Origin of the sequence: Niallia tiangongensis (assembly GCF_044704065.1) — a bacterium.
GTDB classification, from domain to species: Bacteria; Bacillota; Bacilli; order Bacillales; family Cytobacillaceae; genus Niallia; species Niallia tiangongensis.
In genome coordinates, this window is the sequence record NZ_CP162613.1 from 2,394,325 (window position 1) to 2,417,106 (window position 22,782).

22 protein-coding genes and 4 pseudogenes are annotated in these 22,782 nt (G+C 34.0%); 23 read left to right on the forward strand and 3 right to left on the reverse strand.

The window, feature by feature from the left end; translation table 11 throughout:
- The first annotated feature begins 37 nt into the window (after positions 1-37).
- From AB3U99_RS11355 to AB3U99_RS11425, 15 genes and pseudogenes are all read left to right on the forward strand, one after another.
- On the forward strand, positions 38-583 hold the full coding sequence (locus tag AB3U99_RS11355) for a sigma-70 family RNA polymerase sigma factor (protein WP_400247670.1): 546 nt from the start codon (positions 38-40) through the stop codon (positions 581-583).
- A complete protein-coding gene (locus AB3U99_RS11360; RefSeq protein WP_400247671.1) occupies positions 576-1,766 on the forward strand; it encodes a hypothetical protein in 1,191 nt (396 codons plus the stop codon). The genes AB3U99_RS11355 and AB3U99_RS11360 overlap by 8 nt, the downstream gene beginning before the upstream one ends.
- A gap of 1,113 nt (positions 1,767-2,879) precedes the next feature.
- The gene (locus AB3U99_RS11365) at positions 2,880-3,383 is read left to right on the forward strand and encodes a hypothetical protein (RefSeq protein WP_400247673.1); all 504 of its coding nucleotides are present in this window, start codon (positions 2,880-2,882) and stop codon (positions 3,381-3,383) included.
- Complete coding sequence (locus AB3U99_RS11370; RefSeq protein ID WP_400247674.1) at positions 3,376-4,227, forward strand: hypothetical protein; 852 nt, start codon at positions 3,376-3,378, stop codon at positions 4,225-4,227. The genes AB3U99_RS11365 and AB3U99_RS11370 overlap by 8 nt, the downstream gene beginning before the upstream one ends.
- Positions 4,202-4,570 (forward strand): annotated as a pseudogene (locus tag AB3U99_RS11375) (GH25 family lysozyme); the annotation flags it as partial. The gene AB3U99_RS11370 and the pseudogene AB3U99_RS11375, both read left to right, overlap by 26 nt.
- A gap of 46 nt (positions 4,571-4,616) precedes the next feature.
- Positions 4,617-5,339: a class I SAM-dependent methyltransferase gene (locus AB3U99_RS11380; RefSeq protein WP_400247676.1), complete on the forward strand. Its 723-nt coding sequence runs from the start codon at positions 4,617-4,619 to the stop codon at positions 5,337-5,339.
- 147 nt (positions 5,340-5,486) lie between these two features.
- Complete coding sequence (locus AB3U99_RS11385; protein ID WP_400247678.1) at positions 5,487-5,783, forward strand: hypothetical protein; 297 nt, start codon at positions 5,487-5,489, stop codon at positions 5,781-5,783.
- A gap of 187 nt (positions 5,784-5,970) precedes the next feature.
- Complete coding sequence (locus tag AB3U99_RS11390; RefSeq protein ID WP_400247679.1) at positions 5,971-6,189, forward strand: hypothetical protein; 219 nt, start codon at positions 5,971-5,973, stop codon at positions 6,187-6,189.
- A gap of 178 nt (positions 6,190-6,367) precedes the next feature.
- Positions 6,368-6,643 (forward strand): annotated as a pseudogene (locus AB3U99_RS11395) (GNAT family N-acetyltransferase); the annotation flags it as partial.
- A 38-nt stretch (positions 6,644-6,681) separates the two neighbouring features.
- Positions 6,682-7,530, forward strand: coding sequence for an aminoglycoside phosphotransferase family protein (locus AB3U99_RS11400; RefSeq protein ID WP_400247680.1), 849 nt, complete (start codon positions 6,682-6,684; stop codon positions 7,528-7,530).
- 75 nt (positions 7,531-7,605) lie between these two features.
- Positions 7,606-8,635 (forward strand): annotated as a pseudogene (locus AB3U99_RS11405) (DUF2332 domain-containing protein).
- 193 nt (positions 8,636-8,828) lie between these two features.
- Positions 8,829-9,143, forward strand: coding sequence for a hypothetical protein (locus tag AB3U99_RS11410; protein ID WP_400247682.1), 315 nt, complete (start codon positions 8,829-8,831; stop codon positions 9,141-9,143).
- 336 nt (positions 9,144-9,479) lie between these two features.
- Positions 9,480-9,942, forward strand: a pseudogene (locus AB3U99_RS11415) (N-acetyltransferase family protein).
- A 20-nt stretch (positions 9,943-9,962) separates the two neighbouring features.
- The gene (locus AB3U99_RS11420) at positions 9,963-10,466 is read left to right on the forward strand and encodes a GNAT family N-acetyltransferase (protein WP_400247684.1); all 504 of its coding nucleotides are present in this window, start codon (positions 9,963-9,965) and stop codon (positions 10,464-10,466) included.
- 54 nt (positions 10,467-10,520) lie between these two features.
- The gene (locus AB3U99_RS11425; RefSeq protein ID WP_400247686.1) at positions 10,521-10,736 is read left to right on the forward strand and encodes a hypothetical protein; all 216 of its coding nucleotides are present in this window, start codon (positions 10,521-10,523) and stop codon (positions 10,734-10,736) included.
- Between the two features lie 48 nt (positions 10,737-10,784).
- Here the strand turns inward: AB3U99_RS11425 and AB3U99_RS11430 are convergent, their stop codons facing one another.
- Together AB3U99_RS11430 and AB3U99_RS11435 are read right to left on the reverse strand one after the other, a co-directional pair.
- Positions 10,785-11,243, reverse strand: a complete 459-nt coding sequence (locus AB3U99_RS11430; protein ID WP_400247688.1) for a hypothetical protein — start codon at positions 11,241-11,243, stop codon at positions 10,785-10,787.
- A gap of 10 nt (positions 11,244-11,253) precedes the next feature.
- Complete coding sequence (locus AB3U99_RS11435; RefSeq protein ID WP_400247690.1) at positions 11,254-12,267, reverse strand: DUF3231 family protein; 1,014 nt, start codon at positions 12,265-12,267, stop codon at positions 11,254-11,256.
- A 408-nt stretch (positions 12,268-12,675) separates the two neighbouring features.
- Here AB3U99_RS11435 and AB3U99_RS11440 point away from each other — a divergent pair, with 408 nt between their 5' ends.
- Entirely contained in the window at positions 12,676-13,128 is a 453-nt protein-coding gene (locus AB3U99_RS11440; RefSeq protein WP_400247692.1) for a MarR family winged helix-turn-helix transcriptional regulator, read from the forward strand.
- Between the two features lie 23 nt (positions 13,129-13,151).
- A complete protein-coding gene (locus AB3U99_RS11445) occupies positions 13,152-13,670 on the forward strand; it encodes a GNAT family N-acetyltransferase (RefSeq protein ID WP_400247693.1) in 519 nt (172 codons plus the stop codon).
- A gap of 116 nt (positions 13,671-13,786) precedes the next feature.
- Here AB3U99_RS11445 and AB3U99_RS11450 read toward each other — a convergent pair whose 3' ends face one another.
- Positions 13,787-14,896 carry an IscS subfamily cysteine desulfurase gene (locus AB3U99_RS11450; RefSeq protein WP_400247695.1) on the reverse strand — a complete coding sequence of 370 codons (1,110 nt, stop codon included), beginning with the start codon at positions 14,894-14,896 and terminating at the stop codon, positions 13,787-13,789.
- A gap of 183 nt (positions 14,897-15,079) precedes the next feature.
- Between AB3U99_RS11450 and nadB the strand changes: the two genes are divergently transcribed.
- The 6 genes from nadB (at position 15,080) to miaA (ending at position 22,755) form a co-directional block, all read left to right on the forward strand.
- Positions 15,080-16,675, forward strand: coding sequence for an L-aspartate oxidase (gene nadB, locus AB3U99_RS11455; RefSeq protein WP_400247697.1), 1,596 nt, complete (start codon positions 15,080-15,082; stop codon positions 16,673-16,675).
- Entirely contained in the window at positions 16,629-17,465 is an 837-nt protein-coding gene (gene nadC, locus AB3U99_RS11460; RefSeq protein ID WP_400247699.1) for a carboxylating nicotinate-nucleotide diphosphorylase, read from the forward strand. The genes nadB and nadC overlap by 47 nt, the downstream gene beginning before the upstream one ends.
- Positions 17,466-17,486: 21 nt before the next feature.
- Positions 17,487-18,590: a quinolinate synthase NadA gene (gene nadA / locus AB3U99_RS11465; RefSeq protein ID WP_400247700.1), complete on the forward strand. Its 1,104-nt coding sequence runs from the start codon at positions 17,487-17,489 to the stop codon at positions 18,588-18,590.
- Between the two features lie 475 nt (positions 18,591-19,065).
- On the forward strand, positions 19,066-20,283 hold the full coding sequence (locus AB3U99_RS11470) for a sigma factor-like helix-turn-helix DNA-binding protein (protein ID WP_400247702.1): 1,218 nt from the start codon (positions 19,066-19,068) through the stop codon (positions 20,281-20,283).
- Between the two features lie 26 nt (positions 20,284-20,309).
- Positions 20,310-21,698 (forward strand): DUF4030 domain-containing protein, encoded by a 1,389-nt coding sequence (locus tag AB3U99_RS11475; RefSeq protein ID WP_400247704.1) that lies wholly within the window; start codon positions 20,310-20,312, stop codon positions 21,696-21,698.
- Between the two features lie 94 nt (positions 21,699-21,792).
- The gene (gene miaA / locus AB3U99_RS11480; protein ID WP_400247706.1) at positions 21,793-22,755 is read left to right on the forward strand and encodes a tRNA (adenosine(37)-N6)-dimethylallyltransferase MiaA; all 963 of its coding nucleotides are present in this window, start codon (positions 21,793-21,795) and stop codon (positions 22,753-22,755) included.
- The last annotated feature ends 27 nt before the right edge of the window (positions 22,756-22,782 follow it).

Below are 22,782 nucleotides of genomic sequence, written 5' to 3' on the forward strand. Positions count from 1 at the left end.
TAGGCAAATCAACATGAAGGAGAGGATTAAAGTTGCCATGTCATTAGGGAAAATGGAAGTAAGTCCGCCAAGTAATGAGGACCTATTAAAAGAACTTATTGAGTTATATGCGGAGAGTATTAAAAGGTTAGCTTATACATATGTAATAAACTGGTCAGCTGCAGAAGATATCACCCAAGAAGTATTCATTAAATGCTATGAGAAAATGGAGGATTTTAGAGGAGATAGCTCCTATAAGACATGGCTTTATAAGATTACGAGAAATAAATGCAAGGATTATTTGAAAAGTAAATGGTATCGCTCATTTTATCCTACTGACTTTATGCAAGAAAGGCTAGGGAACAACGAATTTTCTATAGAGGACCATGTGATAAACAAACTAGACGACCTGGAATTATCTCAAAAGGTATTAGCGCTCCCAACTAAATATCGCGAAATTATTATTTTATTCTATTATGAACAATTAAAAATGAAAGAAATAGAAGCATTAACCCATTTGAATGTTGATACTATTAAAACTAGATTGAGACGAGGAAAGAAAATGCTTCAAAAGAAATTGGAAAGGAGCGGTGGGAATGAGTGATGATCTGAAATCTTTAAGAGAAAGTATGAATAAGACTGTTTTAAAGCATGGGAAAATGAGTGTTGCTGACAAAGAAAAACTCTATAGAGCTGTGATTCAGGATAAAAAAACGAAAAATCGTTTTTTCTTTGCACCGGCACTATCTTTTGTTGCGATTGCTTGTTTTATTGTTTTTCTCGGTGGATACGTATTCAAGCAATCAGGAAACTTTGATAATCAGCGGAATCAAATAGCGCAAGACAACGATAAAGTACAAAAAAAAGATGAAACTACTAGTATTAGCAAACAAGAAAACCAACAGGTTCCTAATTTAGCGAGTTTTTTATATGAATTAAATTTGAAGCTGAGAAATCCAGATATGTGGTATCAAAATGGAAAAGCATATGCACAAGAGGTGGGAGAATATGCTGAGAGCAATTCCACACAATTCGCTGCTATTCAACAAGAAAAAACAATTGTAGATAAATTAGAGGAAATAGGCAAACTATCGAAAAATTTACAACAAGCAGCTCAAAATGAAATAGAAGAAGACACTTTAAATTTAGAGCGAGCAGTCAATCAATTGATAATGATAGCTGAAGACTATGGAATTGTGGATGAAAGAAATGACATTATTGAAAAACTGGAATTTTCGGATATGAAAAGTTGGTTAGTTAGCACAAAAGATAGTATGCATGCTGAGACCTATGAACCCTATAGTGACCTGGGAGCATACGAAAAACATATAGGTTATGCAACAAAGGCTTATGCTAAACATTATGCTGCATTAGAAGGAGAATCGGTAATAAAAGAACAGTTAAAAGAAATAGCTGAAGTGGCTGAACAAATTGAGAATGAAAAGGAAAAAGAGAAGAGAACAGAATGGTTGAATCAGTTAGACGGAATGGTAGATATTTTGTTACAGGATGAGAAGGTTAAAAAAAAGGGAGATGCCCGAGAAATGGTTTGGAAGCAATTGTCAGTAGAACAAAAATTATGGATCAATGGTACTTGGGAAGATGGAAAAATTTCGAAAATTACTCTTACTGAGAATATGATGTCTCAAATTGATGATAAATCTTATGAAGGAAAAGAAGTATATTTACTTGATTTTCCAACGAAAAGTAAATCCATTCCAAACAATATGATTGTTTATGCAGATATAAATACATTTGCTTATATAGGCGATGGTCTTGTTGATTAGGATAGCATTAAAGCAAAAGGGCGATTTAATCCTACATTTTTGAAACTGGCATTTTTGACTATACACCGCTCAAGAAAGATTAGATAGCTAAAGTGGAGATGGCAATATAATGTTCCGTATACTTATAAGGATACTGAATCGGATGAAGAAGTATCATTCGAGATGAAACTTTGAAAAATTAATATGGGCATTTTAGAAACCATTATTCGATAATAGGACTGCTAAAAAGAATAAAATGAATTGTAAAGGATAATAAAAAATAGACAATATTAAAGAAATGATGGCTATTGTTTTATAAGTTTTTGAGTTGAATATGAACAGAAATAGAAAGGGAAATGATAGATAAACAAAAGCTTAAGATAATTAAAAAATAATATATGTATCGCTGAGTATCTGTAAATTCAGGGAAAAACATATAGTTTGTATGATTAATCTTTGCAATCACTAAAGGGAATAAAGCAACTAATATACTAATATACTAAAATACAGGATAACAAATAGGAAAAAGGAGAGAAAACTATTATCTGATTTCTTATTTTTCATACACTCGACCTCCGATGAACTTAAAAATAATTACTTTATCATTATATTATTAACTTATAAATTTAGTAAAAGTAACATCCAGAATTATAGAATCAGTTAGACGGAATGGTAGATATTTTGTTAAGAGACAAGCAAAATGGAAAAGAATAGAAGTATAATTAAATTAAACGGGAAGTAGACCTAGATTTAATCAGTATACCTATTATAGAACCAATTTGAGGAGATATGGAAAGTAGTTTTAACTTTTCTATTAGGAGAACAGATGGTAGTAATGTTGTAAGAACTTGGAATCTTTTAGAATGGTCAGGAACTTTATTATCTTTTTTTGAAAGAACCCCAACGCTAGTTTCTGATTATTCCACTTGTCTAAGGGAGATAGCGTTTTTACTATTATAATATCCTTTCTCAGTTTTCCAGATAAGTGTAGAAGCTTATTTTCTACTCGAAGTTAAAATACAGTCTAACTAGCTGTAACAGCAAGGCATTAAAGGGTAAGTGAGAAATCTTTTTAGCATTAAGTGACATAATTCCCTTTCTTACAAAAAAATTTCCTTTATTTGGAATTTCTTCTTGAAATATTTCGGAAAATTTAATAAAATTAAAAATGTTAGGAGTTGGTTAACAATTCAGAATTTAATTTTATATTTCATTTCATATATTTTAGTTACTATTATTCATGAACTTGGTCATGCTTTTTTCGTTAGAATCTATGGAGGAGAGGTTAAAGGAATTGGATTTGGAAAAGGAGATATACTGATAAAAATAGGGAAATTTTACATTAAAAGAAATTCTCTTATAATGGGAAGTATTGAATGGAAACTACCTATTATTCAAATGAAATATAAGTACATTATGATATATCTGGGTGGAATTATATTTAATCTACTTACTGGAACGCTCATATGGATATTTGGTAATGAACAATATGCTGATTATTATCGAAATGTTATTGTATTCTCATATTTAATAGCATTATTCTCGTTAATTCCATTTAAGTTCCCAGATAATAGTGAAAGTGACGGTCTTAAAGTTCTTCATATTTTAATGAATAAAGGAGAGATACAAAATGATTGATGAAAAACAACTATTAATTAGGAACGATGTGCTGATTGATTACTTAAAAGGTAAAGAAGAACTTAATATTGCAACCATAGATAGAGAATTTAGTATATCAGGTAAGTCAGCTAGGGATATCTCTATAGTAATAAACACTTGTAATGGTATAAATACTGTAGAAGATATTAGAAAAGAAACGGGATTTTCTTTAGAATATCTTGAGCAAATTATTAATTTTTTAAAAGAAAAGAACATTATAAATGGTAATTTTTTACAAAATGAAACTAAAGGCGATAATCTGGAAAATCTATTGTTAATTACAAAAAAAGGTAGTGATATAACAAAAGACATTAATAGAATTAGAAAAAGTAAAGTTGGAGTTATTGGTCAACATAGTCTAGTCTCAGAACAAAAAAATCAATTAGAGAGCATATTTGAAATAATTGATGTGGATGAATTAATTAGTTTAAATAGTGAAAAAATAGATCTCTTGATAGTATTAAACCAATATGAGAGCTTTAATCAACTAAAGTTTGTTAATGAAATAGCGCAAGAAAACAGAATAAAATACCTAAGAGTAAATTTAAACAAAGAGATATTAGAAATAGGTCCCTTATTTATACCGAAGCAAACAGCTTGCTATAACTGCTTCCTGAATAGAACTATATCCAATCTTAACTACCCCGAAATTTATTTAAATTTTATTAAAAAAATAAATAATTTAGATAGTCAAATAAAAAACTACCCTGATCTTCAATCCATGTCTGTTTATATAATTAAAAATTATCTAGTTAATTACTTTGCCTATAATTCTTATAGTGTGGTATGTCAACACAAAACAAGCATTGCCGCCAGTAATTGATGTGGAGTTCTATGGAGATAAAGATAAAAATCCACCGAAACGGAGTAAGGTACAGGAAGAGCTTCAAACAATGGTGGGAATGCTTGAGAAGCATTACGGAAAGCGTGTCATACTATATACCACAAAAGAAGTCTATGAATTGTATATGAAGAATAGCTTTGCACAATGTGATATTTGGATACGAGATGTTTTTACAAAACCAACTTTGTCAGATAATAGAAACTGGACATTTTGGCAATACACTGATCGAGAAAGATTAGAAGGCTATAGTGGCGATGAGAAGTTTATTGATGTCAATGTCTTCTATGGTGATGAAAAGGAATTTGCTGAATATGGCAATTGATTTAATACTGGGATCTTAACCTAAAAAATCTTAAAGGAGAGAAGAGATGAGTAAAGACTTAAAAATATATTTTGAAAATATGGAGAAACCGTGGGGGAATTTATTTTATCAAATAGTTTGGGAGCAGTTACCTTCTGTTAATAACGCGAAGATTCTTGATTTTGGCAGTGGATTCGGCATAACAGCCAATCATTTAGCGAAAAACAATCATGTAGTTGCAATAGAACCAAATAGCGAGATGGTAGAAATGAGCGTTCAGGAAAATACGTATCAACAGATTATCGGTAGTCTTGCTCAATTAAAACAACAAAAGGATCGGTCTTTTGATTTAATAATCTGCCATAACGTATTGGAGTATACACTCGAACGTAAAGAAATAGTGAAAGAATTCTACAGGGTTCTTAAACCAAATGAAGTTATCTCTATTGTAAAACATAATCATATTGGAAGAATCATGCAAAAGGTAGTCTTTGAAAATAATATAGACGAAGCTCTATCTTTACTCGATGGTGCAAGCATTCAAGCTTTGAATTTTGGCCAAGTACATTATTATGAGTGGAAGGACATAAATGGATGGATCAAGGACTTACATATTAAGAAGGAGAATGTATTTGGAGTTAGAACTTTTTGGGGCTTACAACAAAATAATGAAGTGAAATATGATCCGACTTGGCAAGAAAAGATGTTTCAAATGGAAATGAGAGTTTCTAATACAGAGGAATTTAAAAAGATCTCTTTTTATCATCACTATTTATTAAAGAAGGTATAAAGTTGATTTAAATCCTAAACTGAATAAGAGATTAATAGTGCTTTGATGAAACTTATCACGTAGTTAAATCGTAAAAAAATCATTACCATTTATTAGTTGATTTAAACTGGAATTAAGTCTTATTCCAATATGAAAGTAGGGTATATCTTGTCTCAAAAACAAAAAAATAAGAAAGAGTTTATATCCATTAGCCTAACCTTAGTCTTATTCTTAGCCGCAATAGCAGTCTTTCTATTCGTAAGAGGTCCTAATTTGAATCTATGGATACCAATAAGCTTGTATTTACTAATTGATATTGGCCTACTAGTTTCACTCCTTATAGGAGTACAATCTAATAATAAAAGTATAAAGTTATTTAGTATTTTATCGAATATAACTGTTATGATTCCGATATCTGTTTGGGTGTATTTTTTGCTGTTGGCAAATGGAATATCGGAAAAATAAATAGACTATTAAAACTCAATTTCTGTTCCAATTTTTATTTGGAGAAAAGAATGATTTAGTTCAAAATTGTTGTGGACAAAACTATATTAATAAATATTTTGCAGCTTTTAAATTCAGAAATATGGAATAATTAAATCAAGGGTGACAGTAATTAAAAAATCCCCTAAATATAAAAGAGACATTTACCATGTACCAATATTTTAACGGCTTCGTAATAAGAGAAGGTACGGAGGATGTTCCAGCTGACTATGTGGAAGCATTATTTGAAGATGCTGGTTGGACAAGAAATACTCCAGCTTGGCAGCAAGAGAAGTTTACACGCATATTCCCAAACTCTACTTGGGTATTTACGGTTTGGAATCAAAATAAAAGGCTGTTTTCTAAAAGATTGTTGCTTTCTCAATAGAAAAAATCAATTAATGAGGAAATCTGAGCAGCCTGAATACACGTAGACTCCTGTGGGATTAGCGAGACAGCCTGAGACCCTGCAGGCGAAGCCGAAGCGGCTCAGCGCGAGCCCCACGGAAAGCGGAGTGTATTCAGGCTGCGGGTCATAGCAACAAACTTTACGAAAACAGCCAAATAAAATGACTAGAATGGTTAGGGTTATCTCAGATAAGATCATGGCTGCAAATATAATGGATTTAGTTGTTTTATCAGAATATCACGGGAAAGGCATTGGCAAAAAGTTAGTGGAACTATGTGTTCAAAAGCTTCCCCATGGTGATTGGTTTGCGCATACATCTGCGAATAATTACAGCTTTTATGAGAAATGTGGCTTTGAAGTAAAAGACCTAAGTCAAAATGGAACATGTGCGTATTACGGGTACATTCAGGCACGAATAGATGGACATAGATAAAACTGGCTAAGAAGAAATAAGTGAAGTAGAGGGGAAGTATGAACATAGAAAAGATAATAAAAGAGCTAATACATAATAAAATAATACCTTCCAACCAAACAGATTATGAACAATTAAATGGCGGTACGGTCAGTCAAGTGTTTCTTCTGCATAATGATGGAAGAAAATATGTTGTGAAAGCAAATGATTCGCAAATTATTAAAGCGGAGTCGCATTTTCTTCATACATACAAGGAATTAAACTTACTGCCTAAACTGCTTTTCGTTGAGCATACAAATAGGTATATCCTATATTCCTACATAGATGGTTCTACTCAATATCTTAGAAAAAATAAAAAGGAAATGCTCCAAGAACTTGTGAAAGAGCTTATAAATAATTATAAGCTTACAGATCAAGAATTTGGGTGGGGCTGGGCAGATGAACCGACAGATTCTTGGAAAGTTTTTCTTAATGCTGAAATAGCAGAAGCTTATAAATTGATAGGTTCACGATTAAGCAAGGATGACTATCATTTAATACATAATCTAGTTAAAGAGATTAACAATGATCGTAAACCATTTTTAATTCATGGAGATTGTGGCGTGCATAATTTCATTTTTAACAATGGAAAGTTAACGGGTGTAATTGACCCAACGCCGATTATCGGAGATCCGATGTATGATTTAATTTACGCCTTTTGCTCGTCCCCGGAGGATTTAACTAGGGAAACATTTGATGCAGCAGCAAATCTAATGGTTGTAAATAATTATGAAAATACATATGATTTGGTGTTAATTGGTTTATACCTAAGAATAGGAATCTGTATCAAACACCATCCCGAAGATATGGGGGCATATTTAAAAGCTTGGGAATATTGGAAGAGTGTCACAATGAAATTAGAGAGATAATTTCACAAAATGAATACTTAGTGGAACGATAAAAGTTATTTAAGATATAAATTCTTTTTAATAAGTTTAAAGGAGATGATTAGTTTGATAAGTACAAATAAATCTCTGTCTCAAACCTTTTTAACCTTTGCAGAAAAGGAATGTAAGGGATCAAGCTTAATCTATGAATATTTGTCAAAACAAATTGCTATGGATAATTCTCTTCTTAAAATAGCTAGTAGGGCTAGAGAGGGGCAGCCTGTCCCTAATCTATTATTTGGCGCGGTTCACTAAGGGGACCGAACACCCATTAAAGGATTATTACCCGAGTATCGTAGAGACACCAAAGTCATTTAAAGATTCATTTTCTATTTTTAAAGATTTTTGCTTGAATTATCAAAAGGAGATCGAAGTAATTCTCCAAACGAAGCTGGTGCAAACGAATGAGGTGCGAAGATGTTCTTATCTTTATCCACCATTTTGAATGATTTATGAGCAAGCAAAGAAGCCTTTAGCACTAATTGAAATAGGCACTAGCGCAGGATTACAGCTTAACTGGGATAAGTATTCCTATTCATACGGAAAAGATGAATGGTATGGAAAGATAGATTCTGAGCTTCCTATTAAAGCAGAAATAAAAGGAGCTAATAGGCCATTCCTTCTTAAAACAGCTCCACCCGTTACAACAAGGATGGGCTTTGATTTACATACGATTGATTTACTTGATGAAGAAGAGGAATTGTGGCAAAAATCTTTAATATGGCCAGAACATAAAGAGAGGTTATTCTTATTTGAAAAAGCGGTACATTACAGCAAAGAGGCTTCCTTAAATTTAATCAATGGGGATGGAGTAAACTTGCTATCTCAGTACGTCGAAACTATTTTAGAGGATAGTGTTATTTGCATTTTTCATACCCATGTAGCTAATCAAATACCAATAACAGGGAAGCAACATCTATTACAAACGGTAGATGCTATTGGGGCACAAAGAGATGTATTTCATCTATACAATAATATTCAAGATAGATTCTTACATTTAAATTATTATTTGGCTGGTAAAAAGAGTGAAAATACAATTGCAGAAACGGACGGCCATGGTAGATGGTTTCAATGGTTAGTAAATTAATGAAGAAAAAAAGGTTATGCTAGTTTTTAAAATTCATAGTAATAAGAGTCCGTGCAGACTAGTATAAAGGGTTACAATTTTACTATGATTAATTGTTAATTTATGTTAAAATCCTATTTGGGTGATTAGGGAATATTTACCTTTCGATAAGTATTGGGAATTTGAGATTCATATAACAAAGGAGGCCCTATATATGATAGATTTACTTAATATTGGCAGCCTAGTGCTTGGATTGATTGCTTGGATTTTGCCGGCTGTTAATCTTATGCGAAATAAAAGCGAGAATCAGGGAAATCGGCTAGTGACTGCTTTTGTCAGCATGAGTGCTTGTGCGATTGCATTATTTTTTCAGATTTTCTATAACTATCATCTCGTTATGATTGAAGATTGGAGTGCACTTCTGGACACTACTGGCGGTGTGGTGGTAGCAGCAACGGTCCTTATTTTTGTTACAATCGTACTGAATGCCGTTAATTTGATTATATATCGGAAAATGTCAGCAAGATAGACCAATATGGTGTTTGGTCTATTTTTTTGCTTTTAAATAATACTTTGGATCATTTTCCGCAAGCCAAGAAGAGGGGGTAAAGGAAAAATGAATGATAGGAATCCTAATTTACTTAAAACAATGGGGATGAATCCTTGTTTTGAATTCTTCATGATCTCTCTCCTTTATCTATTGAATAATTAGTTTTAATTTACCCTTTTAGCTTGTTTTTAAATGTTGGAAAATTCAATCTGTTATTCAAAAAAAAAACTTTTTGTTTAAAAGGAGATTGGGGGATATGCACAGAATCAAGAAATGAGTAAATAAGGAATTATTTTTTTGACAGGGGAGATTTGGATGGAAGAATTACAGTTTAGAATGGCGACAGAACAAGATTTAGATCAAATTGTTGCAATGCTTGCGGACGATTTTTTAGGGAGTAAACGGGAGCGTTATGAACAACCATTGCCAGATAGCTACATCGAGGCATATAAGGCTATTTCTGCAGACCACAATAATGAATTAGTAGTAGCATGTGTCGAAGATCAAGTAGTAGGAGTGCAGCAAATTACTTTTACACCATATATCACCCATCAAGGAGGATGGAGAGCTACTATCGAAGGAGTAAGGACTGCTTCTTCTGCTAGGGGAAAAGGAGTAGGTACGGCATTAATCAAGTGGGGCGATCCAACGCGCTAATGAACGTGGCTGCCATTTAATCCAGCTTACGACAGATAAACAAAGGCAAGATACTTTGAGATTCTATGAACGATTAGGTTTTCAAATAACACATGAGGGCTTAAAAAGGAAGCTACAATAGGAAATTTGGGAGGGGATAAAGTGGTTCAGCTATTAGCAATAGATAAAAACGAAAATATCATCAATAAAAAGGAAGAATTATATAAACAAGTATGGAATAAGTCCATAAAGGAACGATTGATTAGGCATACCACTAATGAAGGATTTAGGGGCTACATAATCATTACAGCTGGAGAGGAACTCTTAGGATTTGCATATGGATATACTTCTTTACCTGGACAGTATTATCATGAATTGCTTTCCAAAGAGGTTAGTCAAAAACAGTATGAAACATGGCTAAAAGATTGTTTTGAAGTAGTTGAATTAGTAGTCCATCCGTTGTATCGAAATAAAGGCTATGGAAAAAAGCTTATTCATGAATTGTTAAAGGGCGTTGTAAACAAAACGGCTGTATTAACAACACAAGTAAACAATACAGTCGCCCGTCACTTATATAAGCAAATGGGATGGATTGTCGTAAAGGAACCGTTTATTCCTAGTGAACAGGAGGCTTCGTATGTGATTATGGGGAAGGTATTGAACTAGAAAAAGGATGGCTTAGGAAACGTAGAGAATATATAGAGATAAGGATGGATTACTGTGCTTAAATCGGATCAATGTCCATTCACCCATGATGCTATTAAGAACCTAAAGGCTGTAGCGAATGAGCTTGATTTAATTGTAAATGTGAAAGAGCTGAATCATCATCATGAAATGGCACAGCAGCAGTCTCTCACACCATTTGGAGTCTTTACAGTTATTTATGAAGGCGAAATCATTACCTATTATCAAAAAACGAAAAACAAATTTCGATAAATAATAGAAAAAATAAGAAAACAAAAAATACCTCATTTTGGTATTTTTTTAAGTGAAAGTAGATAAGATTTTTTTTAGTATAAATCCAATGCAGACACCTGGTATTACAAATAACATTGGCAGCCATACTGGTCCCAATAGCTTTCCGAATACTTTGAGATCTGGTGATAAAATCAATCCCGCTGTAACAAAATATGCAGAAAACACGAATGGAAGATAAGCAAAGACGGAGCTTTTTACTCCAGAATCCCTACACGCATCCCACATTGCAAAGAAATATAAGCAGGGATAAAACATTAACCACTGAAAATTCGTGATTTCAATTGCTTCCTGAATTCGCCCATGAAAACTAAGTAATATGACTTGATTAAAGTTTGCTTGAATATTAATCAAAAATTCAAGGCCGATAAAGAAAAATCCTTTTAGATATTTTTTGTTAAGTAATTGAGCAAAGCCTGGTAATGCTATGCTCCATAGTATATTTTCGATAACTATTCCTTTTCGCATAGGCTGCCCATTACTTCTTATTTGCTAAATTTTCTCTGTTATCAGCTAAAGGAGGCTGTTCTAACCAACCATGCTTTATTAATAACTCACATCCATCTTCTGCGTACAAACCAACTTCAGCCATAAATCTAGCGTATTCAACAGCTATATCTCTCCGTTGGGAAACGGCTAAACCAGCGCCATAATATCCAACAGCTGCGGAAACCAATGTAACAATATGATAGAGCATTAATTTATCGGAAAAAGGGGAAACAGTGGAATTCGTTACTTCCGAAACCCATGTTTTTGGAGAAGATAAGTCTTCCTTTGTCAGTATATTATTAAAAGTAGTGAAGTGATTTAAACATACTTTCTTTCCACGTTCAAAATATTTTTGTATTTCTTTTGTTTGACATACTTGAGCAAAACCTAATTCTAATACCGTTTTTGCAACGTCTTTTTTCATGTTAAAGCTCATTCCGCTTATTTCAATAACACTTAAAGGTCGTTTTTTCCCAAACCAGCCTGCTAAATAACTCTGATCATCGACAAAATCGACTTGATTTGGTCTATTGATTCTAGAAGTTTTACTATATAATCCTTTATTCAACATAACGGTAACGATTCGTTTATGTAACTGCATCGTTTCATTATTACATTTGATAAAGTAATCTAATTGGTCTTCTCTGGATGAAGTTGCAACCGCTCCTGCGTATCCCGTTAATCCAAGTAATGTCATAACGTGCATATATGCAAGGATATAGGTATCTGTAAATAGGGAAGGAGCATTTAAATTTACATCTTCCTCCAATGAAAAGCCCTTGGGAATGGGAAAGTTCTCTTGATTAAAAAAACTTGTGATTTTTACGATATGAGATTCGGCAAGCTTAAGGGCAAATTTAAGAACCTCTATCATATCTTTGTCTTTAGCATTTTCGATTGAATGGGTAAGAATACAAATTGATAAGGAATCATTTATGTATTGAGTCCAAAGGTTTGCTATTTCTGCAGTTGTTAGTTCCACACGATGGCTAATCTTTTTCATAAAATTCCCTCCAAAATTTTGAAATTGAGACACTAAATTAGAAGTGTTTTTCCCTTTGCTTAATTAATATGACATTTTTTCAAAAGTTTTATGTAAGCGTATTTGAAGGTTTTGGAGTGTTATTTGGAAATTAATCTATTGGTGAAAGTATAAGATTTCTAGTAATAAAAAGAACAAAAAACTTTAATGCATTAAGTGGATGGTGAAAGGATATGGGATTATGGGATTGAAGCGATTTAACGGTTGTTCATAAAATAATAAGAATTTTTTCCAAATAGGTTGCAAAGTAACTTAACATAAAAAAATGTTATGTCCGTATATTTTGATTGCAATTGCAACAAAAATAGGTTATCTTTAATTTTAAATATTGTTGTAAATACAACAATATAAATGGGAGTGGGTGAAAGGATGAAAGAAATTCTTCGTGAGATTGGAATGATTGGAAGAGCATTAGATTCAATCAGCAATATCGAATTTAAAGAACATAATCTCACTAAGGGGCAGTATTTATACCTTGTGAGAATATGTGAAAACCCTGGAATCATTCAAGAAAAATTATCAGAGATGATTAAAGTAGATCGAACAACGGCAGCAAGAGCTATAAAGAAATTGGAGATTAATGGATTTATTGAAAAAAAGGATGATCAACATAACAAAAAAATAAAAAAACTTTTTCCAACAGAGAAAGGGGCAGCCGTTTATCCTTTTATAAAAAAAGAAAATGAGTATTCAAATGAAGTTGCTTTAACGGGTTTTTCCAAGGCAGAGGTTGAAGTCATGTTTAACTTTCTTCAACGAGTAAGAAAAAATATTGAAAAAGACTGGGAGTACGTGAAGCAAGGGAATAAGCGAAATTATTGATAATCAAGGAGTGAAAAAGTTAAATGACTATTCATTTTAAAAAATGTACATTTTCCGATATACATAAATTGCAAGATATAAGCTATGAAACATTTGATGAGACTTTCAAAAATCAAAATTCACCAGAAAACATGAAGGACTATTTGGAAAAAGCATTTAACTTGGAACAACTAGAAAAGGAATTATCCAATATTTCTTCACAATTCTATTTTGTCTATTTAAATAGCGAACTAGCTGGATATTTAAAGGTCAATATGAAGGATGCACAATCTGAGAAAATGGGGGAAGACTCACTTGAAATAGAAAGAATCTATATAAAGAGCAATTTTCAAAAACATGGACTTGGGCAATTTCTATTAAATAAAGCTATTGAAATTGCTAAGAAGGAATCCAAAAGGAAGATCTGGCTAGGAGTATGGGAAAAAAATGAAAATGCTATAGGTTTTTATCAAAAAAATGGATTCGTTCAAACTGGTGCTCATTCTTTTTATATGGGGGATGAAGAGCAAATTGACTATATCATGATTAAGACACTCTCATAACTTCATACCAATTGAAGGTTGAAAGCCTTATTAAATCCGCAGAATAAGGCTTTCAACTTTTATTAATTATTACTAAAGATAGGTTCAGCATTTTTTGATGTCTATTCTAATAAATTTTAAACTATCTCATTGATTACATTTACCAAATCAATTACATCTTCTTCCGTGTTATCTCTTCCCATCGAAATCCGAATAAATTCTTTTGCCTCTCCATCTGGCAGAGCCAACGCCTTCATTGTTTTAGAAGGAGCCTGTTTTCCAATCTGACATGCACTTCCTGTTGAAATGGCGAATCCACGACGATTGCATTCAAGCATAAGCCATTGGCCTTCCAATCCTTTAACCCTCAATCCGATAATTCCTGGGTATTGGTCCTTGCATTCAAAAATAGTAACGGACTCTTTCGTTATCATCTCTGTAAATAACTTACGTAGCTGAGAAAGCTTAGTTTCATTATCCGAAATCGTCGAACACGCCTTTTGCGCAGCAACTGTCATACTCGCAATCCCAGCTGTGTTTATTGTGCCGGAACGAAAGCCATTTTCATGACTTCCATTCGCTAATAATGGCATCCAAGGTGTATTCGGGTTAATATAGGCTACACCGACCCCTTTTGGTCCATAAAATTTATGGCTCGAGAGTGACAAGGCATCAACAAATTGGGTTACTTCCTTAACCTCTATCTTCCCAATACTTTGCACCATATCACTATGAAAAAGGACATCATTCTTTTTACATATCGCACCAATTTCTTTAATTGGTTGGATAGCACCAATTTCAGAATTTACATGCTGGATGGAAACAAGAACGGTATCAGGTCGAATGGATTCCTCTAGCAGCTGAGTATCGATTACGCCAGTTTCCAATAAGGGCAGATACGTAATTTCATAGCCTTTGTCTGCTAAAGCATGCATCGTACTATGAACCGAAGCATGCTCTGCTGACGATGTAATGAGGTGTTTTCCTTCCTTTTTTGATGCCAATAGCAAGCTTTGCAAGATAAGAAAATTACTTTCCGTGCCGCCACTTGTAAAATAAATCCCATTTTTATCAACGTTTATTAATCTTCCCCATTCGTCGCGGCAATTCTCAATGATTTTACTAGCCGTATCTCCCATATCATGGAGACTATTCGTATTACCAAAATATTTACAAGCAACCTCCACATAGGTAGAAGCAGCATCAGGATCCAAAGAAGTAGTAGCTGCATGATCAAAATATTTCATAAGAAATTCCTCCAATAGGTTTAAGTAGTAGGAGACGAAGGATTGCATTGTTATCGCTTTTTCATTTGCTATTAAAAATAGGAACTTAAGTAACTGAAAATCTTTTAAAAAAAAACACTTGTCATAATTTTAAATCTATGTAAATATAAGTGTCAAGACACCTGTAAAACAGGAGGGTGAAAAATGGACGCAGATGTATTGATTATTGGCAGTGGAATCGCTAGTTTACAGCTAGCTAAAAAACTTTCAACTGAATTGAATGTGATTATTATCACAAAGTCTAAGGCGAAAATGAGCAATTCTTATTTAGCGCAAGGTGGAATCGCTGCAAGTATGGGGGATTCAGATGATTATAGAAAGCACGCACTTGATACGTTAGAAGCAGGACGCTTTCACAATAATCCCGAAGTAGTTGCAGAAATGACAAGAGCGGCACCTAGCCTAATAAACGAACTATGGCATGATGGATGCGCATTTGATGAGGATACAGCAGGAAATCTTGCGTTAGGAATGGAAGGGGCTCATTCTGAAAAAAGAATTGTCCATAGTGGCGGCGATACGACGGGAAGACAGGTGATGCAATACTTAACGGAAACGAAGACTAACAATATAGAAATCATCGAAAATGTTTTTGTCTATGAATTAATGGTAAATACTAATACTAATCAATGTTTTGGCGCAAAAGGAATATTAGCAGATGGCACTCGTTCGGAATTTTATAGCGCTCATACGGTTATCGCAACAGGAGGATGTGGGAAGCTATTCGCTTATTCCAGTAGTGCTTCCACCATTACTGGTGATGGTATTGCGCTTGCTTATTTAGCTGGAGCTTCGATTAGTGATATGGAATTCGTACAATTTCACCCTACACTACTCTATGTAAACGGAAAAACGGTTGGCCTTATTTCAGAAGCAGTTAGAGGAGATGGAGCAAGATTAGTTACAGCTTCTGGAGAGTATGTCATGGAAAAAGTCCATCCCTATAAAGATTTAGCACCACGCCATATCGTCTCCCAAACAATTTATCAGTATTTATCGAAAGGGGAGAAAGTCTATTTAGATATTTCAATGCTTGCTAATTTTCAAGAAAGATTTCCTTCCATCACAAAAATGTGTGTAGAGCAAGGCATTGATTTGCAAAAAGGATTACTTCCAGTTGCTCCTGGTAGCCATTTTTTAATGGGTGGAGTTGACACAGATCTGTATGGTAGAACAACGGTGCATAATCTATATACAATTGGAGAGGCAGCTTGCACTGGATTTCATGGTGCCAACCGCCTAGCAAGCAATTCTCTCTTAGAGGGATTATATATGGGGAAAAACCTGGCAAAGCTTCTTCAAGAGTCGCCAAAAATAAAAGAGCAGTGTATTAAAACGGAAAACAAAGAAAGAAATCCGAACTTCTCTCCCATTTTTCCAGAAAAAGCAGAAATTCAAAGACAAATGATGGAAAATGTGGGCATTGTCCGTAATGAAATAAATTTACGCATGCATCTGCAGTGGCTTGAAAATTTCGGAATATCGGATCAGGATAAAATCTCTTTAGAGAATAAATCAATCGAAGAGATAGAGAAATACTTTATGCTTTTGACTGCTTTACTTATTACAAAATCTGCTTTAGAAAGAAAAGAAAGTAGAGGCGGCCATTTTCGCTCCGATTATCCTGTGGAAATGGATGAATGGATAAAGAAAAAGGTCAGCTTTAAACGAGTGCGTACAAAGGAGAATCAAAATGAACCAATTAAAATTGCAGAAACAACTGGAAGCTTTTTTTATTGAAGATATTGGCGAACGTGATGTGACGACAGATGCGATTTTTCCTAAAGAGCAGCAAGGGGAAATTGTTTTTCTATCGAAAGACAATGGTGTTTTTTGCGGGGAAGAGATTATTCAGATAGGATTCAAGGTTTTAAACCGAGCAATAGAAGTAACCATGCTTGTCCAGGATGGAGATCGAATCGAAGCTGGGCAAAAATTGGCGACTGCAAGAGGAAATATTAGAGAGCTATTAAAAGGCGAGCGCGTTATTTTAAATCTTGTCCAAAGAATGAGTGGGATTGCAACAAAAACTCGTGAAGCAGTTGATACATTAAATAGCGGCTACACGAAAATCTGTGATACGAGAAAAACGACACCAGGATTACGGATGCTGGAAAAATATGCAGTAACGGTTGGTGGAGGACATAATCATCGCTTTGGACTGTATGATGCTGTGATGATTAAAGATAATCATATTGCATTTGCTGGTTCCATTGCCAATGCAGTGCAAGCAGTTAAAAAGTCGATTGGTCACATGGTAAAAGTAGAAGTGGAAACAGAAACAAAGGAACAAATGCTAGAAGCACTTGCAGCTGGCGCTGATGTAATTATGTTTGACAATCGAAAGCCAGAAGAAATCGTCGAATGGATTTCTCATGTTCCAGAAACTGTGACGACAGAAGCGTCAGGAGGAATTACTCTAGATAATCTAGCTTCTTATCGTAATTGTGGAGTGGACTATATTTCATTGGGTTTCTTAACGCATTCTGTGAAAGCTTTAGATATTAGTGTAAAAGTAAGTATTCATTAAAGGATAAAAGGGGAGAGGGAAATGAATATTTTAGAGGGGTTACAAGCATCGAATACGATACCTGAAAAATACTTAGCGATGACAAACACAGAATTAGAAGAACGAGTAGAAAGTATCAAGCAACGCTTAGGCAAAAAACTATTTATTCCAGGCCATCATTATCAAAAGGATGAAGTCATTCAATTTTCTGATGCTACAGGGGATAGCTTAAAGTTAGCACAAGTTGCTGCAGAAAATACAGAAGCAGAGTATATTGTCTTTTGCGGTGTTCATTTTATGGCAGAAACAGCGGATATTTTAACAACAGAGAAGCAGAAAGTCTATTTGCCAGATATGCGAGCAGGTTGTTCCATGGCTGATATGGCCGATATTTATCAAACAAATCGAGCTTGGACAAAGCTTCAGGAATTGTTTGGCGACACGATTATTCCGCTTACCTATGTCAATTCAACAGCAGCTATTAAAGCATTTGTCGGAGAAAATGGAGGAGCAACCGTAACCTCCTCCAATGCTGAAAAAATGGTATCCTGGGCTTTTACACAAAAGGAAAGATTACTATTTTTACCTGATCAGCATCTAGGCAGAAATACAGCCTATAATTTAGGGGTTCCTTTAGAAAAAATGGCGATTTGGGATCCAATCAAAAATGAACTTGTCTATGAAGGACCAATGGAAGAAGTGAAAGTAATCCTTTGGAAGGGGCATTGCTCTGTCCACGAGAACTTTACCGTTAAAAATGTGGAGCAAGTAAGAAAACAATATCCACATATGAAAATCATTGTCCATCCTGAGTGCAGCAGAGAAGTCGTAGCAGCATCTGATTTAGCTGGTTCAACAAACTATATTATAGATGTAATCGAAAAGGCAGAGCCAGGAAGTGCTTTTGCCATCGGTACAGAAATGAACTTAGTCAATCGGATTATAAAAGAACACCAAGATAAAGAAATCATCTCCCTCAATCCCTATATGTGTGCTTGTTTAACAATGAATCGGATTGATTTGCCTCATTTTGTATGGTGCTTAGAATCCATTGAAGAGGATTTTGAAAGTAATCGAATAATTGTCGAAGAGCCAATTGCCTCGAATGCAAAATTGGCATTGGATAGAATGTTGGAATTATCCTAATTTTTCATAGGGAAAAACTGCTTTGTAGTATCAAGGCAGTTTTTTTGTGCTTGAATTTTGTTGTTAAAAATTATTACTATTGTAAACTCGCTAAGTACAGCACGTTTGAGATTAATAGTTTAAACTGAATATTTATTCAAGAACGAATTTTCAAACAGAAGATAATGACAACCGTTCTATCTTCCTTTAAAATAAAGGTAATATATGGAGACTTACTAGAAAGGCGGAACATGCCCTGAATTTACGTCGTAAACAATGGAAAAAACAAATAAATATACAAGATAATATAGATGAATGGTATTTACTAGCATTCTTATTAACTGGAGATAGTGGACTAGCAGAACGATTGTTAGATCGAACGATAGATCAAGTGAGGGATAAGTGGTCCTTTCCGTCATCTGCACGTTTTTATCTAAAACCAATAATCAAGGAATATATAAAATATTATCGCAATAAGGAGATTATCTATAAATCCTTGGATTCTAGTATTCTATTAACTCGACTAGGTTTACTTGACGAACAAGCTCGGCTTGCTTTTTTACTAAAGTATTACTACGGTTTTTCTTATAAAAAAATAGCACAATATCTACCGATTTCAGAAAGAAAAGCGAAACAAGTTATTTATTCTTCCCTTATTATATATACCAATAATGGCAAATTAGTTCCCATTCATCATATAGAGGATGTTATAAAAAAAGAGGTTAGTTTACTAAAAAGTTCGTTACAGCTTAATCAAGTTACAGAAAAGAAAACCCTACATATAGAGACTAGTAAAAGGAGTTGGAGAAAGTCCCCAGTGATTATACTCACTTTGTTGGTTTTATTTGCTGGAGGATCTATTAATCAGGAAACACTTGGAAAGACGAGAGTTAGTTTAGGGCCAGATGTGTATAAAATTTATAAAGAGGGAGGGGTGTTACAGTTAGGAAGGGAGATTCAACAAAAAGGGTATACAGATATTTATACCTATCCTGAAATAGAAAATAATACGCTATACGTTCAATTTGTCACACCAGAGAGTCTAGAAAATAAGGAAGAGGTAACAGTGCTAATCGATTCTTATTTAAAGGAAAGAGATCTGGTTTATGAAATTAAATATGAAGAAGTTAACCAAGTGGTGGACGTAGAACTAACAGAGGAACAAAAAGCTGCGAATAAACAGATGGAAATGGAACAGGAGATATTCGAATTCGTTACATCAACCCCATATTATTATATGCAAAGCTTTGGAAGTGATCCATCTGGAGATTCAACGGAAATCATTTTGTCTGAATCGATTCCAGAAGAAGAAGAAACGAAGTTAAAGGATGGAATTAAAAATATTATAAAAAAGTATGATTTAGAGTGGAATTTTTCGATTGGTAAGGTCGGTGCAGACGTCGTACAAATGGAAAACGCTATATGGGGTATTCTCCCTGCTCTAGGAGAAGCCTATATGTTTGGTGGAAAAAAATATAAAGTGTATGATGTGTATCCAACATATGAAGACAATCAATTGAAATTCGATATCTATACAGAACTAGCCTTCACAACAGAGGAAGATATGGCAAAAAACATGGAAACGGCCAAAGAGTTAAAAAGATCCTTACAATTATTTCTAAAACATGAAGACATTCAAAGCCAGTTTAACTATGTTTCCTATGTAATAAAAATCTATGGGGATAATAGAAAAGAGGTAGAGTTCGATACTTGATATCATTTTTTAAGGGAGGGGGTTTATTGAAGGGGTCCAAGCTAGTCCAAATCAATCAAGTAAAAGATTGGCTTTTATTTACAGAATTCATTACAGGCGATAGAGAAAAATCACTTGAAATCGTGAAGGCTTTTTTAATAAAGCCTTCGACAAAGTGGTATGCCCCACATGTAAATGAAAGAGGATACCGATACATCTTAAAACAGTTGAAGGGTGAAAAGGGTAGAACAGTATTAGAATATAAATTTTCGGAATATTCATATGATTCGATAAGCAAAATGGATCAGTCAATCCTATTGCTACATTACTATTTTCAACTAGAAATAGGAAAGATTGCTAGAATCATAGGAAAATCAATAAGAGAAATCAGAAGAAGATTATTTTCCTTTCTACAGCTACTAGCAACAAATGGAATTTCGGTTGCTACATTCGAGGCTATGCTGCATGAGAAAGGGGAATCACTAGTTTATGCCTTCACACTTAATGATGGAAAGAAGGAGAACTTGATAAATGCAAAAAAGACTGTGTTGTATTCTTTCATCATATTCCATCTTCTTATCGTTGGCGGTGCAATGAATAGTGGAATTGTTGAAAAAACACAAGCGAAACAAGGTCCTGATTTATTAATGATTTATAAAGGAAATAAATTGGACGAAATGATTAAAGCAAGATTAACAGAAGTATTTCAGGAAGATGGTTTTTCTGTCTTTGTCAATTTTGGGGAAGCAGAAGTTTATATTGGCGTAGAGAAGGAAGTACTCTATCAAAAGAAGTCGGAAATCATTCGCTTTGTCTATCAACTATTGAAGGAAAAAGACATTACGTATGTTGTCCAATTGGATTATGATATAAAAGCGTTTGGCACTGACGAAGCTGCGTATCAAATAGTTTCAGAGGCAAACGAGAAAAGGTTAAAACTATGGCCAGTAGACTATTCAGATCAAGGAAAAGTAATAGGATGGATTGTATCCTTTCCAGAAGATATTGAACTAGTAACAGAGGAATCAGAACTTAGGAGGGTTAAAGAAATTTTACATAAATACCATCATAAAGCACCAGTGACGGTTTCTTATTATAATAAACAAATAGTGGATCGACGAGAAAGATGGTTAAAATTATCACCCTATTTCAATGAAGGATTCTTGTTAGGAAAGGAATATAATATTGAAAGAATAAGAACAGATACAACGGAGAAAAACGTAATCATCGATATTTATACGTTTTTTTTAACAAAAGATAAAAACAAAGAGGAGATAGCACGGGCCATTAAACGATCGCTGGATCAATTTTTGCAAAGCGAGGAAATAAAAGGGCTTGTTCAAAATGATACTTATACGATAAATATATACTCAGCAGGGAAGAAAAAAATAAATGTCGATTATTATTATATTGTATATTTTATAAAGTTTGGGTAATAATGCTTACAGGTTAAACTGCACGTAGGAATGTGATAAAATAATAATAATAGCTTAAAAAATAGCTAAATGTTTGAAAAGGCAGTTGAATCATTTGACATTAAAGGAAAAAGTTGTAGTGCTAATTGGACCTACCGCTGTAGGGAAGACAAATCTAAGCATTGAACTGGCGAAAAAATTCGACGGGGAAATCATTAGCGGAGATTCTATGCAGATTTATAAAGGAATGGATATTGCGACAGCAAAAATATCGAAAGAAGAAATGCAAGGAGTTCCCCATCATTTAATTGATATCGTAGAGCCTGATGAAAGTTTTTCCGTGGCACAATTTCAGGAGCTTGTTCGCAAAAAAATAACGGAAATAACTTCAAGAGGAAAATTGCCGTTTATCGTTGGCGGAACTGGTTTGTATATTCAAGCCGTTTTATACGATTATCATTTTCAAGAAACGACAACAGACACAGTATTCCGGATGAAATTAGAGGAAATGGCGCAAACGGAAGGAAGCTTGACCATTCACGACATGCTGAAAGAAGTAGATCCAGAAGCTGCTGATGCGATTCACCATCATAATGTCAGGCGTGTGATTAGAGCATTAGAGGTCTTTCATGTCACCGGCAGAAAAATGTCTGACATACAAAAAGAACAGAAGCAGGAATCACTTTATGATGCTGCAATAATTGGTTTAACGATGGAAAGAAGTGTTCTGTATGAGCGAATTAATAAACGAGTGGAGCAAATGCTTGCAATCGGCTTATTAGAGGAAGTTCAGCATTTCTATGAAAAGGGCATTAGAGACTGCCAATCCATTCAGGCAATTGGATATAAAGAAATCTATAAGTATTTCGATGGTCTGCAAAGCTTGGATGAATCAATTGAAGAGTTAAAGCAGAATTCAAGGAGATATGCAAAGAGGCAATTAACTTGGTTCCGCAATAAAATGAATGTACAGTGGTTTGATATGACAGATAGTGTCAAAATACATGACATAACAAAAAATTTACAGGAAATTTCGTGTTATTTAGAAGGAATGCTAAAAATAAAATCGAATACATAATAGTAGAGAGAAAAGAGGAGGATTTTC

Bases quoted from the DNA above. Each gene is read 5' to 3' on its own strand.
- AB3U99_RS11355 (WP_400247670.1), top strand. From the start codon at position 38: ATGTCATTAGGGAAAATGGAAGTAAGTCCGCCAAGTAATGAGGACCTA.
- AB3U99_RS11360 (WP_400247671.1), top strand. From the start codon at position 576: ATGAGTGATGATCTGAAATCTTTAAGAGAAAGTATGAATAAGACTGTT.
- AB3U99_RS11370 (WP_400247674.1), top strand. From the start codon at position 3,376: ATGATTGATGAAAAACAACTATTAATTAGGAACGATGTGCTGATTGAT.
- AB3U99_RS11380 (WP_400247676.1), top strand. From the start codon at position 4,617: ATGAGTAAAGACTTAAAAATATATTTTGAAAATATGGAGAAACCGTGG.
- AB3U99_RS11390 (WP_400247679.1), top strand. From the start codon at position 5,971: ATGTACCAATATTTTAACGGCTTCGTAATAAGAGAAGGTACGGAGGAT.
- AB3U99_RS11400 (WP_400247680.1), top strand. From the start codon at position 6,682: ATGAACATAGAAAAGATAATAAAAGAGCTAATACATAATAAAATAATA.
- AB3U99_RS11410 (WP_400247682.1), top strand. From the start codon at position 8,829: ATGATAGATTTACTTAATATTGGCAGCCTAGTGCTTGGATTGATTGCT.
- AB3U99_RS11430 (WP_400247688.1), bottom strand. From the start codon at position 11,243: ATGCGAAAAGGAATAGTTATCGAAAATATACTATGGAGCATAGCATTA.
- AB3U99_RS11435 (WP_400247690.1), bottom strand. From the start codon at position 12,267: ATGAAAAAGATTAGCCATCGTGTGGAACTAACAACTGCAGAAATAGCA.
- AB3U99_RS11440 (WP_400247692.1), top strand. From the start codon at position 12,676: ATGAAAGAAATTCTTCGTGAGATTGGAATGATTGGAAGAGCATTAGAT.
- AB3U99_RS11445 (WP_400247693.1), top strand. From the start codon at position 13,152: ATGACTATTCATTTTAAAAAATGTACATTTTCCGATATACATAAATTG.
- AB3U99_RS11450 (WP_400247695.1), bottom strand. From the start codon at position 14,896: ATGAAATATTTTGATCATGCAGCTACTACTTCTTTGGATCCTGATGCT.
- nadB (WP_400247697.1), top strand. From the start codon at position 15,080: ATGGACGCAGATGTATTGATTATTGGCAGTGGAATCGCTAGTTTACAG.
- nadC (WP_400247699.1), top strand. From the start codon at position 16,629: ATGAACCAATTAAAATTGCAGAAACAACTGGAAGCTTTTTTTATTGAA.
- nadA (WP_400247700.1), top strand. From the start codon at position 17,487: ATGAATATTTTAGAGGGGTTACAAGCATCGAATACGATACCTGAAAAA.